This is a genomic window from Bacteroides caecimuris (assembly GCF_001688725.2).
In the GTDB taxonomy this organism is placed as follows: Bacteria; Bacteroidota; Bacteroidia; order Bacteroidales; family Bacteroidaceae; genus Bacteroides; species Bacteroides caecimuris.
In genome coordinates this window covers 4,555,327-4,569,751 of record NZ_CP015401.2, presented here as the reverse complement: position 1 = coordinate 4,569,751, position 14,425 = coordinate 4,555,327, and the positions used below count along the sequence as shown (strand labels likewise).

Genomic DNA, 14,425 nt, shown 5'->3' with positions numbered 1-14,425 from the left:
GAGAATGTTTTTTGTTTTTTTATCCGTACGTTAACCAAAATTATATGCCCCTGAAGAGAACCACCGCTCCATGTCGGCAGACGGTATGGAAGCCTACGCCAAATACAACTACTTCCACTTTTTCCCCCACCGCCTTGCAGAAAAACTTTTTTCATCTATCTTTGCACCCAAAACAACGCTACATGAAATACAAGCTTATCGTGCTCGACCTTGACGGCACACTCACCAATTCTAAAAAAGAAATCACTCCCCGCAACAGGGAAACCCTCATACGTATGCAAGAACAAGGGATACGAGTCGTATTAGCTTCCGGACGGCCCACCTACGGCATTGTACCATTAGCCAACGAACTGAGGATGAATGAATTCGGAGGCTTCATCCTTTCCTATAACGGAGGTGAAATTATCAATTGGGAAACCCAGGAGACGGTATATGAAAATGTATTGCCCAATGAAGTGGTTCCGGTACTCTACGAATGCGCCCGTACCCACCGGCTAAGCATATTGACATACGACGGGGCAGAGATAATAACAGAAAACCCTCAAGACCCATACGTACAGAAAGAGGCCTCCCTCAATAAAATGGCAGTGCGGGAAACAAACGACTTCCTCACCGACATCACGCTTCCCGTAGCCAAATGCCTCATCGTAGGAGACGCAGATAAACTCATTCCGCTTGAAGCAGAACTTAGCCTCCGGCTACAAGGACACATCAATGTTTTCCGTTCAGAACCCTATTTCCTCGAATTAGTCCCGCAAGGAATCGACAAAGCCCTTTCCCTGGCTGTCTTATTGAAAAAAATAGGAATAGCACGAGAAGAAGTCATAGCCATGGGAGATGGCTATAATGATTTGTCCATGATTCAGTTTGCAGGACTGGGGATTGCCATGGGAAACGCACAAGAACCTGTAAAAAAAGCAGCCAATTACATCACCCTAAGCAACGAAGAAGACGGTGTAGCGGAAGCTATCGATAAGTTTTGCAGCCAACAATGATCCCAAAACAACGCAAGAGCTGAAATCAACCCATCAAAGATAGGGCGCATATCCGAATTTTATACTAACTTTGCCACTCCAATAAAACAAATATAAAATGTTATGGAACATCAACTTACCATCTACAACACCTTAGACAGAAAGAAAGAGACCTTCGTGCCGCTTCATGCCCCCCATGTAGGCATGTACGTGTGCGGACCGACTGTTTACGGAGATGCCCACCTAGGACATGCCCGCCCGGCTATTACTTTTGATGTATTATTCCGCTATCTCACCCATCTAGGATACAAAGTACGCTACGTACGCAACATTACCGATGTAGGACATCTGGAACATGATGCTGACGACGGAGAAGACAAGATTGCCAAAAAGGCACGCCTGGAACAATTGGAGCCAATGGAGGTTGTCCAATATTTCCTGAACCGTTACCACAAAGCAATGGAAGCACTGAACGTACTCCCTCCAAGCATCGAGCCGCATGCCTCGGGGCATATCATCGAGCAAACCCAACTGGTACAGAAGATTCTGGATGCAGGATATGCCTATGAAAGCGAAGGCTCCGTCTACTTCGACGTAGCCAAATACAACAAAGACCACCATTACGGAAAACTATCCGGACGCAATCTGGACGATGTACTGAATACCACCCGCGATCTTGACGGACAAAGCGAAAAGCGCAATCCTGCCGACTTCGCCCTTTGGAAAAAAGCACAACCGGAACACATCATGCGCTGGCCGTCTCCCTGGAGCGACGGTTTCCCCGGATGGCACGCCGAATGTACCGCCATGGGGCGCAAATACCTGGGCGAACACTTCGATATCCACGGAGGAGGAATGGACCTGATTTTCCCGCATCATGAATGTGAAATCGCACAATCGGTAGCCTCACAAGGCGATGACATGGTCCACTACTGGATGCACAACAACATGATTACCATCAACGGAACCAAGATGGGCAAATCACTCGGCAACTTCATCACCTTGGACGAATTCTTCAACGGCACCCATAAGCTGCTGGCACAAGCCTACACACCAATGACCATCCGTTTCTTCATCCTGCAAGCTCACTACCGCAGCACGGTAGACTTTAGCAATGAAGCACTGCAAGCAGCGGAAAAAGGGCTGCAACGACTGATGGAAGCCATCGACGCATTGGATAAGATTACTCCCGCACCGGCAACTTCTGCGGGAATCAATGTGAAAGAACTGCGCGCCAAATGCCATGAAGCAATGAATGACGACTTGAACACACCGATTGTCATCGCACAGCTTTTCGAAGGTGCCCGCATCATCAACAATATCATTGCCGGCAATGCCACCATATCTGCCGAAGACCTGAAAGACTTGAAAGAAACATTCCATCTGTTCAGCTTCGACATCATGGGATTGAAAGAAGAAAAAGGTTCTTCCGATGGCCGTGAAGCAGCCTACGGCAAGGTAGTGGACATGCTACTGGAACAACGTATGAAAGCAAAAGCCAACAAAGACTGGGCTACTTCCGACGAAATCCGCAATACACTGACAGCACTCGGATTTGAAATCAAAGATACGAAAGATGGTTTCGAATGGAGGCTGAATAAGTAATAAGAAAAGAAAGTGTTCAACCACGCCATAGTAAACACAAAGAGGCTGTATAAAAAATCGTCTGTAACTTTAACTCCCCTACTTCCTGAAGGAGGGGAATAAGGATAGAACCGATTTTTTATACAGCCTCTCTTTTTTCATAGAAACATAATAACCCAATACTCTCTCTTTAAATCCTTGTTTTCTCTTATCTCATTCACTCATCATTTATTTTCCATGAGCATCTCAACCGGCTGTCCATGCTGGCAGGTTACCGTCATTACGGTCTGATTTCCCTGTTGTTCCAACCGTACATTCTCCATCGGACTTGTCAATGTCCAATGTCCTTTAAGCCGTATCTCCTTACGGATAGGACGACTAGGTTCTTTCGTTGTATATGTCTTCTCTCTTATATTCAGATTCGGATCACAGACGCTCAGACGGATACCTTTATCAGATGCCTTTGCATACATCACCATCGTTTCCGCAGGAATAGCGGCGAACACGTTATCATCGGCAGGCTGATAAGCTTCAAAAGCAGCATACGCCATAATACCTGTTTTTTTATCATAAACAACGTGGGCAGTCTGATCGCGTTGCAACACTTCGTATGGAGCAGCCTTACGCAGTTCGTCAAGATCGGAAACAGAAGGTTGTATCAAGACCATATATTCATAAGTTGCATTCTTCGGAGCTTTTCCATGTTCGATCCAAGCAGAGGAGAACTTTCCTTTCGTAATTGCCCGCGTCTTTTCATGTCGCGATTCCTGCTCTGCCACCTGTGAACGAACAGTTCCGTCCACCACGTGATAATAATTATCATAACCATCATGCAACCAATAGCTATCCTCTCCTACTTTGGAGTCTTTTCCATTATATTTCGTCTGGAAAAGAGCGGTCTCCGTAGGATATTCCGTATTTGAATTCGTTATTCCCGTACCCAGACAAACCATCCGGTTATCGAAACAAAATACAGACTTACGAGCCACAAAATCAGGTGTAAAGTTCTCATAATCGCGTTCCATCAGCTTCATGGCAAACATTCCATTTTGTCCACTCAAAGAACTGCTACCGGAGAAATTTTCTTTAGAATGAGCCATAGTCGTTCCCTTCAACGGGCTATCAAGCAATTCGAAAGGTAAATGAATAGTCGTTGTACCCGGTAAGCGATTCCAATCCCATCCTTCTTGTACAAAGCCGCTTCCGGCACGTGAGACAGGATTTCCTTTCCCCATAATCTGTACCGATCCGTAACTCTGATAACGTCCGTAACGATTATCCTTCGCATAGATTTCAGCTCCCCATACATCGGTTGTATATCCTTTCAACGTCACCATCCAGTCCGCACGACGGAAAATACCCGCCGACCCGTAATTATACACAAAGAATCCCTGTGGAGCCTGTGCCGCCTGAACCCCTTCCTTTTTAAAGAAACGTGCATTCGGAGTATCACTATTGCGTATCAGACGCAAATAGTCGGCAGCCAGTCCACGATCAAACGTATTTCCCTGGCCCGATAAATCGCCGGACAAAGCTATATTAGCAAATGCTTCGATATCATCGCTTCCCATCTTCTCTCCAAAAGGATGGCGACCACTAATACCGATACCCCACTCATAAAGATTGCAATAATTGCGCATAGCAATGAAAGCAGATTTCATGTGTTTACGTGCATCCTCTGTCAGCTCAAAACTTGTGCCATTAGTAAATGCGATATATTGTCCTACAGTAGCAAGCACTCCAGTGGTATATCCCGGATAGAAACCACCATGATGAAAAGTCGTGCCATCTATTTTTATACCACCAATCGTTCCCGGAGTATAGCGCAAAGAAGTAGATAACCAACGCGACAAACCACTTAAAGCCTGCGCCTGTTCTCTTGCATCGGGAAACATCATAGCAGAGATGAATTTCGCCATCAATAGCGTGTGCCAAGAATCCAATAATTCATCACGCGTTGGAGAACACGGCCGACGGGTTTCCTGCAAAGCAGCCCAAAAACGCAATGTAGAAAGATAAGCTTCCCGATGAGAATGCTTGTAGATTGCATCGCGCATCAACCAGGCAGTCGTATATATCTTACGCACCTGATAACCATAATGGTGATTGGTACCCATACCGCTACCGTATGCAAATCCCTGGTCAATAGCATAATCGAATACGGTGAAATAATTCTTCTTCGACGTTTCATTCTGATTATAATAAGCATCATAGGCAAAACCGGAAAGCATGGTTTCAATATCATTCCATGACATCTCCCCTTTCTTCTTGTCCTGTTCGTCAGGAGCAACAATAGGGGTCCCTATAAATCCCGTTCCGGCAATGGACGGGCTAATTGCAGCCTTTTCAAATGTCTTATAAGCAGCATTAATAGCTCCTTGCGGTGCTTTCTTTACTTCCAGGAAATCTGTCAAACGTTGTTCGATAGTCTTCAATTCTTTCTTTTGTCCGCTTGGCAATTTAGAAGGCAGAGGGATATCATACGACTGTTGTTCCCATTTCCACACGAGACACCAATGCCATAGGTCACGATTAGACAATCCATTATTGGCAGGCAACTGCTGGTCGGGAGTAGTACGAAGATTCATTTTCTTTTCGGGGAAAGTCAGACGATCAAGAAAGATACGTCCCTTCCGTTGCGGGGCAACCAGTCGATAGGCTACGATTTTTTTATCTTTCTTATCTCCCTGCATATACTCAAAAGAGATCCAACAAGCCCGCCAACCTGCTGTCTGTAAACGATAAGAGAACCAATAAGAGACTTCTCCTGCCTTATTCAGAAACTCAAAACGAATAGAATCCTGCTGCGGTTTCTCATTATACATCCACAAGGTAATGCCGAATTGCTTCTCATTTCTCGCATTCAACGATAAAGGAGCAATTTGAATGTCCAGCGTAGAACCGGGCTGAAAGTCCCATTCCAAACTACTTTCACCCTCCTTGTAGAAAAGAGAAGAGATTTTCACTTCACCCTTTCCGGAAACCTTAAATGCTTCGGGTACTTTCTCTTCAAACCCGATGAATTGGGCGAAAGCTGAAGGAATGATTCCCAAAAGGAATAATACTATAAAACAACTGTTTTTCATTACTATTTTCAATTTAAACGCGGATGCGGATTAACACCTATTATTGTCGCAGAGATTTACTCCTAAAATTGGCACTTATTTGCGTTAATCAGCGTTTTATAAATTACTAATCGCTAATAGGGAATCCTGTCCGACAAAATCTTTTCCGTATACCAAGGATCGTTAATCTCCTTCAACATAGCTCCCATTTCACCGCAAAGTTGCGCCACAATCTCTTTATTTTCTTCCAAAGGCAAGTTATGCAGTTGATAGGGATCTTTCACATCATCGAATAAAAGGCTTTTCTTCAATTGCTTCGTATCACGGTCGATATATAAAGCCAATGTATATTGAGCCGTCTTGATACCTCTTGAACAAGGGAAGTAAGTCTGCACCAATCCATTTTCATCTTTATCACCATCAACATTCTGTATATACAGCGCACCGGTAGGACGAACAATTTCCGCCTTTTCATCGAAGAAAAGAGGAGCAAAATTACGTCCCTGCACTTCTGCCGGAATCGAATCACCCAGCCCGCACAAGCCAAGTATCGTAGGCATAATATCAGGAGCGGAAAGCAACAAATCATCCACCCTCGGCTGAATCTTACCGGGAAAACGAACTAGGAACGGAATATTCATAGATTCAGAATAAGGGGAATTCTTCGGATCATCAGTACGCTGGCTGCACATCGTTTCACCATGATCGGAAGCAAAGATGACAATTGTGTTCTTATCTAATCCCATCTCTTTCAATGTTTCCAGAATCTGACCGAAAGCACGGTCCACACCGGTTACGGAGGCGAAATAATAGCGGGCGGATGCTGCCTTCTCCATCTTCAAATCTACATTCGGGCGAATCAACAGACTATCCAAAGGCTGGTCTTTATAAAGATTGAAATCCTGTTCCTCGCAGTCATTCAAAGAACGGTACGGACTATGGGGAGGATTCATGCCCACCATAATAAAGAATGGTTTCTTGGTATCGCGTACGTTACCGTCATTTTTCAGATAAGAAACAACCTTGCCTGCTTCATGCAGGGGCGACCATTCTTTCGGATCATGTCTCTTACCATCCGTATCCCAATAATGAGGGTTCTTGTGTTCATCAAATGTACCGTAAGAATACCAGTAATTAAAACCATGACGACGTTCTTTCGGAGTATAAGCATCCCATGCCGGACGTTTCTCTTCTACATACTGTCCCGGATGTTCGGGATCGTTCGGAGTCGGGAAGTCGGCATGAAGTTTACCGAAATAGGCACAGTCGTAACCTGCTTTGCTGAATACATCGCCAATACATTCCGCGTCTTCGCGTAAGGAGCTGATCGGACGTGAGGAGTTACAATTCAATGGTACGCCGCTTTTATTCGGGTACATACCAGTCAGTAACATTCCACGATGAGGGCTACTCAACGGGCAATTGCTCTGTGCAGACGACAGTACCATCGATTCACGCGCAAACGCATCCAAATTGGGAGTATGCACGGGGTCTCCTTTAAAATTTACTTTATCCCGGAATCCGCCCTGGTTCCAAAAGCCCATCGCCTGATTACGGTATTGATCGGGGAATACATAAATTATATTGGGATGTTCTGCTTGTTGAGGCACTTGCTTCGGAGCCTTGCAACCCTGTGCGGCAAACAGCGTCAGGCCTCCTACAAGAAGGTTAATAGGTTTGTTCATGATAGTTTACGATAAATGATTTAAACAGGTTAGTAATAAATGATAAGAGAGGAATAATAAACAATCAATGCTGAATGATAAACGGTAAACATGTTACGTTAGAATCCTTAGAGCATTCATCGTTCACTGCTTACCGTTCATTATTTTTGGTTATTTCTTATTCCTTATTTCTTTTCCAAATTTCTTTTACGTATCAGCGCTTCCAAGAAGTAATAGTCAGCATAGTTCAGAGGGACATCGATTTCCTGACCGTGAGGAATACTACCTACTGAATGCATCAGGATAAAGTTGCCATTTGTTCCAACCTTTGCACGATAAGCAGGCGAGCCTAAACTCTGCATAATCTTATCAGCGGTTTCCTTGTAGTGATTATCCAGCAAGTAGCCATCCAGTTCGTAAAGGGCAGAAGCTGTACAAGCGGCAGCAGAAGCATCACGCGGTTCGTTCGGAATATTCGGAGCATCGTAATCCCAGTAAGGAACGAGATCTTCCGGCATATTCTTATTATTAAATATAAAATTATATACTTTTTGTGCCTGATCGAGATATTTCTTGTCTTTCGTATAACGATAGCAAGTAGTGTATCCGTAGAGTGCCCAAGCTTGTCCACGAGCCCAAGAAGATTCGTCAGCATATCCCTGTGCAGTTTGTTTCTTACGCACTTCGCCTGTCTCCGGATCGTAATCTACCACATGGTAGCAGCTATTGTCCGATCGGAAATGGTGAGCCATCGTTGTATCAGCATGTTTCACTGCAATATTATAGAAAGTAGAATCACCGGAAAGAGCAGTTGCTTCAAATAAAAGTTCGAGATTCATCATATTATCAATAATCACCGGACATTTCCATCCACGCGTTCCCTGCCAGCCTCTATCGGCATCCCATGACTGGATAACGCCTGCATTCGGACGAAAACGAGTAGATAGCGACTTAGCTGTTTCAATAATTACATCTTTATATTCTTTCTTGTCCGCCAAACGGTATCCGTTCAGATAACTGCAACCGATCATAAAACCTACATCATGATGCCACTTCAGATGTTTTACCGAATCAAGAGCTTCCGTATATTTCTCGGCCAATGGTAACCATTTCTGATCTCCGGTCAGATGATGCGTGAGCCACATACTACCGGGAAAGAAACCGGAACACCAGTCATCAATAGGTATATAAGATATACTACCGTCTTTATTGATAGTTCTTGGATTCAGGATTTTACCGGATTTTTCAATAATGTCCGTTTGAATCGTGTTTTGTACCACTGCGTTGTCGATGTTGTCCTGAATAAAATCTACTTCAGCTTTTTTTTGTCCACCGCAACTCGTAAAAATTAGAAGAGACAGTCCTAATGCGCTAAGAATTGTTTTCATAATACAGGGATTATTTGTTAAGTGATTAATTTTCTTGACTGCAAAAATAGTGCATTTAAAAAGAATAGACCGACCCAAATAATCCAAATGAGGAACTATTTTGGTACATTTGCAACAAATTTTGGATTCATGAATTATGATTTATACCTGAGTGACATTTTCATAAATCAGAATCCAGCCCATAAATCGTAAATTATAAATCATCATGACACCACAAGAATTCTTCAAGAACGATCTGTTTGCCGAAAATGCAGGCGTAGTACTGCTGGAAGCACGCAAGGGTTACAGTAAAGCCAAATTAGAAATAAAACCCGAACATCTTAATGCAGGAGCTCGCACACAAGGAGGAGCGATCTTCACATTAGCGGATCTGGCGCTTGCCGCAGCAGCCAACTCGCACGGCACACTAGCTTTCTCTCTCTCGTCCACTATTACTTTTCTGCGTGCCAGTGGTCCCGGAGATACTCTCTTTGCCGAAGCACGCGAACGCTATATCGGCCGAAGCACAGGTTGCTATCAGGTAGATATAACAAACCAAGACGGAGAGCTGATTGCTATTTTTGAATCCAGCGTGTTCCGAAAGGATCAGAAAGTGCCTTTCGAAGTTCAGGAATAAAAATCTCTATATCTATTTAACGATAGAAGTCAGCGGATGCCGGTTACCCGTCACATTATTCAGGAATGCTTTTGCCGAACCGAAGTTCAGGAATAAATCCAGACGGACAGGAAGATGGTTCAAGTCGTCCGTCACGAAGAAAGTAATCACCTCCTTTTCTTTTCCTTTCTTATCATATTCTACCAATGAAAAGATCAGGCAACGGTAAGTAACCCCGTTTTCTGCTTTCACATTTTCTTTCCCACGGTAGATAAGCGTTTGCTCTTCCACTCTACGGCCCGTAGCCATCGGGAACTTGATTTTGTCTCCCACCTTATAATCCGCAGGGTCGTAAGAACGTGCCTGCGCCAGGATGCTCAACATATCGTATATACAGCGGCTATCGCTTGCTTCAGATTCATCAAACGCTCCATCCCGATAGGTACGCTTCTGATTTACCAGACAAAGACCGTCCTTATAAGAAAACCAAGCCTCATCGACCGTGTAACGTTTTCCCTCTTCGGCACCTTTGCGGAAATAGCGCGGTTCCAGTTTTTCACCGATCACACAAGTCAGCGTATCGCGCATCTTGAAAAAGAAGTCTGCCCGTTTACTGCCCAAAGCAAGCAGGTTGATCCGATAGGCGGGCTGCGAATGATAAGTGGTCGCATTTGTTGTCAGACTGGCGAGTCCGGCTTTCACCCAGACAAACTTCCAGTTGAAGTATAAATCATACATTACATGTTCGCCGGATTGAAACGCATCATTCTTCGCTTCACATTGGGCACCGGCAGGGAGGGCGAAGAACGCCGTCAGTAATGCCATCCATCCAATAATAAGGTTACGTCGAGCGTCAACGACGGCGGTTCTGATTATTCCGATCCCGATTCCTATCTTTCTTTTTCTTGTCTTCATCTGGTTTTTGTTTTTTAAGTTCGTCCGGTTTCTGCTTATCTACAGGAGTCGCATGAATATCCCACGGTTGGGTCACCTCCCACAACGCTTTATATTCCAATATCGTTGGATAGTAGTAAACAGCCTCCGGCTGGATGCCTTTAGCAAAGTCTCCCGTGTCCCATTCACCATTTCCATTTGTGTCATTAATTAGTCGGGCTGCATATTTTCCCGGATTCAGGAAATAGAAATCGACCATTCCGTTCTTTTCCACTCTCCGCTTACGGACCACCTTGTCCTGGGCGTCAAGCAATTCGACAAAGGCCAGTGAGTCTGCTCCCGTCACATTGAAATGAAGCGTGAAATATTCATCTTCACTACGCACCTTGAATCCTTGTTTTATCTTATCGGTAAATAATCCGTATATTCCGTGGAAGGCAGTCGAGTCTACCGAAAATTCATATTCCAATGTCGGTTCCCAGTCATAATACAGATTAAACTTCTTCAGATTCACTGAATCCTGCTCAAACTCGAATGGTATATCTTTCCAGAGCGTATCTACTTTTTGCCGCAGATGTATGGCAGCAGTGTCATAACTGGCTATCGGTTCTTCAAAATTCAAAGAAATATAGCCGTATACATCCATTGACGAAGGGGCACTAACATTCACCGGCAAGAATTTCGTCGGTTCGGGTTCATCTTCTTCCCCTTTCTTTTTCTTCTTTTTCTTTTTGTCCTGATCCGGATCCTCTTTCTTATATTTCTGTTTCGAAACGAGGTTCAGCGTATCCGTACGGGGCACTAGCTGATTCAAAGTATCTGTATAAAGATAAGTCAGACTCATGGCCAGCGTATCCTGCTTGAAGAGCAGGGAGTCTTTTACCCAATAATGGATCGTATCATTCCGCTGATTCTTTTCGATCACAAAAGCATCCTTTTCATCGAAGTTCAAGCCTTTCAAAACAGGCAGAGTATCTGCCTTACCGGCAAAATAGAACGTGAACTTTTGAGGAACCAGTCTTTCCGACTTGATAAGATATTGTGAATAATTGAGTTCCTTAAAAGCACGGAGAATGACATCATCCGGCAAATAATGCATATATTTCTTCTCAACAATCGTGTCGTAAGTCAATGAGTCCACCCAAGCCGTATCCATGCGGATGCGTTCTTCCATGCGGGGGATAATCAACGAATCGTGGAAAGCGATCATTTCGCTCTTCTGGTTGAAGGCAAAGTTCTGGTCGGCATCCATCAATCCATAGATGCGATATTTACCGGGAGCTACACCACGGATAGAGAAACGTCCACGGCTGTCCGTACGTGCCACACGGTCGAAAGGCAATTTGTTGAAAGCCGAATCGTTCAGGTTGGAATGTAGTCCGACAAGCATCCCTTTAATAGGCTCCAGATTAGAGGCATCGAGTATCGTACCTGCTACTTCCATCGTATCGATTTCCGTACCAGTAGAGAACGTAAAGGCAAAGTTTCCCAACGGGTTACCTTCATTATTGTCGACAATTGCATCCGAGAAGTCAATCGTATAGGTTGTGTTCGGCTTTAGAGAGTCGAGCAGGTTGACTTGTATTCTCTTGCCGGAAGCCTTGATTTCCGGTTGCTGTATTTGGGGAGGGGAAACAACGACTTTCTCAGTCGCTTTCTCCAGCTTAATAAACTCGTCGAACATTAAAGAGACTTTAGTCCTTTTATTATTCAAAGCCCCCGCCTCCGGAGTGCTGCCGATGAAACGGGGCGGCGTCATATCTTCAGGGCCCCCGTCCGGTCGTCCAATACTAGCGCAAGAATATAACATCACCCCCAACGTTACTACCGGAAGCACCTTGCGAACTATTTGTTTTATCTTTTGATTCTCAAATTGTAGCATGCTGCAAAAATAAACGTTCTTATTCAATAAACACCACACTTTCTAGCTAATTTATTAAAAAAGGAAAGGGTGACTTAAGGTAATAAACAATATTTGCGACGTTTTTATTTTTTTCCTGCTAATATAATTAGTTTTATTGCCTAAAGAGATTACCTTTGTTGCCTAATCTTTTTTCGTTTAACTATAGTTATACGCAAAGATAACTATAGTCTCCCTTATGTATAACTATAGTCATACGAAAGGATAACTATAGTTAAACGAAGTAAGAATAACGAATGAAACAAATCCGCGCAGGCAATCGGATAAATAAAAGTGCCAATATAATACAATTCTGATTATGAGTATACATTACGACCTTTACGACACGCCCGACATTCAGAAGAAAGGCGAAGAACAACCGCTTCATCCCCGTGTTGTTTTTAACGGAACGATCGATCAGGAAGAATTTCTGGATCGTGTTCACAAATTCACCGGAATAAGCCGTAGCCTATTGGTAGGTGCCATGCAGTCTTTCCAAAATGAATTGCGAGATTTGCTTGCAAACGGATGGATTGTAGAACTGGGAGACATCGGATATTTTTCCGTATCCCTACAAGGACCTCCCGTAATGAAAAAGAAAGATGTGCATGCACAATCCATCAGCTTGAAAAATATCAATTTCCGAGCAGGTAAACAGTTCAAGAAAGAAGTGGGTCAGCAAATGAGACCGGAGCGTGGAGCATCGTTCACCCGCCCTCATGGAAAAGGACGGAGTGAAGAAGAATGTCTGAAGCTAATCAATGAGCACCTCCAACGATTTCCCTGCCTGACCCGTGCAGATTATTGTCGAATGACTGGACATGACAAGCAACGGGCAATCAATGAGTTAAACACCTTTATCGAACGTGGATTGTTGATCCGTTATGGAGCAGGCAAACTGGTAGTTTACGCAAAGAAAATCGAAGAATGAATTACAATCATTTAGCGGAATGACCCAAAATTCTGCACTGGACAAAAAAAAAATTGTTCAGTGCAGAACTCTTTTGATATATTCATAGAAGGAGGAGTTCTTAAATAAGAAAATAGCAAAAAACAATTAGAGTTTCTCTATTTCTTCTAACGACAAACCGGTAACCTGTATAATAGTATCAACGGGAATATTGAGAGATTTCAACTTACGGGCTGTGATTGTTTTTTCTTTTACGATACCTTTTTCGATACCTTGTTCAATGCCTTGTTCAATGCCTTGCTCAATGCCTTGCTCAATGCCTTGCTCCAGCCCTTTCTTCATACCTTCCTCAAGTCCTCGTTGCCGTCCTTCCTCAAGTCCAAGCAGATGCCCTTCTTCACGCCCTTCTAATTTAGCAGTACTCAACACATCATTCTGTATCATTACCGCATCTATATGGCGATCGTATGCCAGCTTTTCAGCCTTATCCATATTATAATAAACCAGTTTCTTGCGAGCCTCTTCAAGTCCGGGTGCCTTTGTATTGGGACGTATGCATCCTGTCTTCAGATATTCAATCCATTCTTCCAAAGGAGTAACTGCTACTTTATTAAACTCATTCACACGGATAAGGAAATACTCAGGAAAGATTTCAGCCGGCAACTTACGAACAATAGCTCCCTGTTCTTTGGTAGTAACTTTCAGATGATCGCCCGTGTGTACACCTAAGAATGTATTCTGCCCATGATAAAGATAATCACTTCCTTGCCCAATGTCGAAATAAAGAATACTGATAGAATATACTTTCTTCACGTTAGAGTAGATTTCGCCCAGATCGATATGTTCGGTAATAGTCTTAGCTACCCCATACAGGATTCGTTCCAGATAATAGAGTTCACGAGTATTTTGAACTTCGACAAGAATTATTTCATCTTTACTATTACGGGCTTTAATATCAACACGATTAAATTTATCATCTTCCCGTTGCTGATTACCTTCACTTTCTAAAATTTCAAGAATATGAATATCCTCGCCTAATAATACTGTGAGGAAACCTTCGAGCACGCCAAAGTTAGCCTTATTGCGTAAAAGGCGTTTAATAGCCCAGTCAAAACGAATATATTTATCTTTCTGTTCCATAAGAATACGTTTTTAGCAAAGGTAAGCATTATATTTGGCAAAAGGGACAAATTTTAGTCAAAAGTATAATAAGATGTAGATGCCGGCACCGTTCATCGAGTGAAAATCGTATTTACTCCGGGATATAAATTTAAGGATATGCTGGATAATGTAAGTATCTACAAGACGGAAGGAAACGGCGGCACCTCTTCCGGAAATGGAGGGGGAAATAAACCGGAAAATCCAGACGAAGGCGGTAGCAGTGAGACCCCGGATCCTGCAGCATAAAACTGGAACAAGGGACCACACATAGAAAAGGACTTCTTCCCATA

10 protein-coding genes and 1 pseudogene are annotated in these 14,425 nt (G+C 43.6%); 5 read left to right on the top strand and 6 right to left on the bottom strand.

Annotated elements, in window-relative coordinates; all coding sequences use genetic code 11:
- Nucleotides 1-182: 182 nt before the first annotated feature.
- The gene (locus tag A4V03_RS19555) at nt 183-995 is read left to right on the top strand and encodes a Cof-type HAD-IIB family hydrolase (RefSeq protein ID WP_065540047.1); all 813 of its coding nucleotides are present in this window, start codon (nt 183-185) and stop codon (nt 993-995) included.
- 102 nt (nt 996-1,097) lie between these two features.
- A complete protein-coding gene (cysS, locus tag A4V03_RS19550; RefSeq protein WP_065540046.1) occupies nt 1,098-2,579 on the top strand; it encodes a cysteine--tRNA ligase in 1,482 nt (493 codons plus the stop codon).
- A gap of 203 nt (nt 2,580-2,782) precedes the next feature.
- On the opposite strand, the gene A4V03_RS19545 is transcribed toward cysS, so the two are convergent.
- From A4V03_RS19545 to A4V03_RS19535, 3 genes are all read right to left on the bottom strand, one after another.
- Nucleotides 2,783-5,644 carry a chondroitinase family polysaccharide lyase gene (locus A4V03_RS19545; protein WP_065540045.1) on the bottom strand — a complete coding sequence of 954 codons (2,862 nt, stop codon included), beginning with the start codon at nt 5,642-5,644 and terminating at the stop codon, nt 2,783-2,785.
- A gap of 113 nt (nt 5,645-5,757) precedes the next feature.
- Nucleotides 5,758-7,308: a sulfatase family protein gene (locus A4V03_RS19540; RefSeq protein WP_065540044.1), complete on the bottom strand. Its 1,551-nt coding sequence runs from the start codon at nt 7,306-7,308 to the stop codon at nt 5,758-5,760.
- A 164-nt stretch (nt 7,309-7,472) separates the two neighbouring features.
- Entirely contained in the window at nt 7,473-8,675 is a 1,203-nt protein-coding gene (locus A4V03_RS19535) for a glycoside hydrolase family 88 protein (RefSeq protein WP_065540043.1), read from the bottom strand.
- A 205-nt stretch (nt 8,676-8,880) separates the two neighbouring features.
- Between A4V03_RS19535 and A4V03_RS19530 the strand changes: the two genes are divergently transcribed.
- Nucleotides 8,881-9,291, top strand: a complete 411-nt coding sequence (locus tag A4V03_RS19530) for a PaaI family thioesterase (protein WP_065540042.1) — start codon at nt 8,881-8,883, stop codon at nt 9,289-9,291.
- A gap of 12 nt (nt 9,292-9,303) precedes the next feature.
- Here the strand turns inward: A4V03_RS19530 and A4V03_RS19525 are convergent, their stop codons facing one another.
- Both A4V03_RS19525 and A4V03_RS19520 read right to left on the bottom strand, forming a co-directional pair.
- Nucleotides 9,304-10,185, bottom strand: a complete 882-nt coding sequence (locus A4V03_RS19525) for a DUF3108 domain-containing protein (RefSeq protein WP_065540041.1) — start codon at nt 10,183-10,185, stop codon at nt 9,304-9,306.
- Nucleotides 10,124-12,046, bottom strand: coding sequence for an Ig-like domain-containing protein (locus A4V03_RS19520; RefSeq protein WP_065540040.1), 1,923 nt, complete (start codon nt 12,044-12,046; stop codon nt 10,124-10,126). The genes A4V03_RS19525 and A4V03_RS19520 overlap by 62 nt, the downstream gene beginning before the upstream one ends.
- Nucleotides 12,047-12,383: 337 nt before the next feature.
- Between A4V03_RS19520 and A4V03_RS19515 the strand changes: the two genes are divergently transcribed.
- Nucleotides 12,384-12,995, top strand: coding sequence for an HU family DNA-binding protein (locus A4V03_RS19515; RefSeq protein ID WP_065540039.1), 612 nt, complete (start codon nt 12,384-12,386; stop codon nt 12,993-12,995).
- 126 nt (nt 12,996-13,121) lie between these two features.
- On the opposite strand, the gene A4V03_RS19510 is transcribed toward A4V03_RS19515, so the two are convergent.
- Nucleotides 13,122-14,114: an Rpn family recombination-promoting nuclease/putative transposase gene (locus A4V03_RS19510; protein WP_065540038.1), complete on the bottom strand. Its 993-nt coding sequence runs from the start codon at nt 14,112-14,114 to the stop codon at nt 13,122-13,124.
- A gap of 72 nt (nt 14,115-14,186) precedes the next feature.
- Here A4V03_RS19510 and A4V03_RS21480 point away from each other — a divergent pair.
- Nucleotides 14,187-14,381, top strand: a pseudogene (locus A4V03_RS21480) (DNA-binding protein); the annotation flags it as partial.
- Between the last annotated feature and the right edge of the window lie 44 nt (nt 14,382-14,425).

Coding starts and splice junctions, on each gene's coding strand:
- A4V03_RS19555 (WP_065540047.1), top strand. CDS start 183: ATGAAATACAAGCTTATCGTGCTCGACCTTGACGGCACACTCACCAAT.
- A4V03_RS19535 (WP_065540043.1), bottom strand. CDS start 8,675: ATGAAAACAATTCTTAGCGCATTAGGACTGTCTCTTCTAATTTTTACG.
- cysS (WP_065540046.1), top strand. CDS start 1,098: ATGGAACATCAACTTACCATCTACAACACCTTAGACAGAAAGAAAGAG.
- A4V03_RS19510 (WP_065540038.1), bottom strand. CDS start 14,114: ATGGAACAGAAAGATAAATATATTCGTTTTGACTGGGCTATTAAACGC.
- A4V03_RS19525 (WP_065540041.1), bottom strand. CDS start 10,185: ATGAAGACAAGAAAAAGAAAGATAGGAATCGGGATCGGAATAATCAGA.
- A4V03_RS19545 (WP_065540045.1), bottom strand. CDS start 5,644: ATGAAAAACAGTTGTTTTATAGTATTATTCCTTTTGGGAATCATTCCT.
- A4V03_RS19540 (WP_065540044.1), bottom strand. CDS start 7,308: ATGAACAAACCTATTAACCTTCTTGTAGGAGGCCTGACGCTGTTTGCC.
- A4V03_RS19530 (WP_065540042.1), top strand. CDS start 8,881: ATGACACCACAAGAATTCTTCAAGAACGATCTGTTTGCCGAAAATGCA.
- A4V03_RS19515 (WP_065540039.1), top strand. CDS start 12,384: ATGAGTATACATTACGACCTTTACGACACGCCCGACATTCAGAAGAAA.
- A4V03_RS19520 (WP_065540040.1), bottom strand. CDS start 12,046: ATGCTACAATTTGAGAATCAAAAGATAAAACAAATAGTTCGCAAGGTG.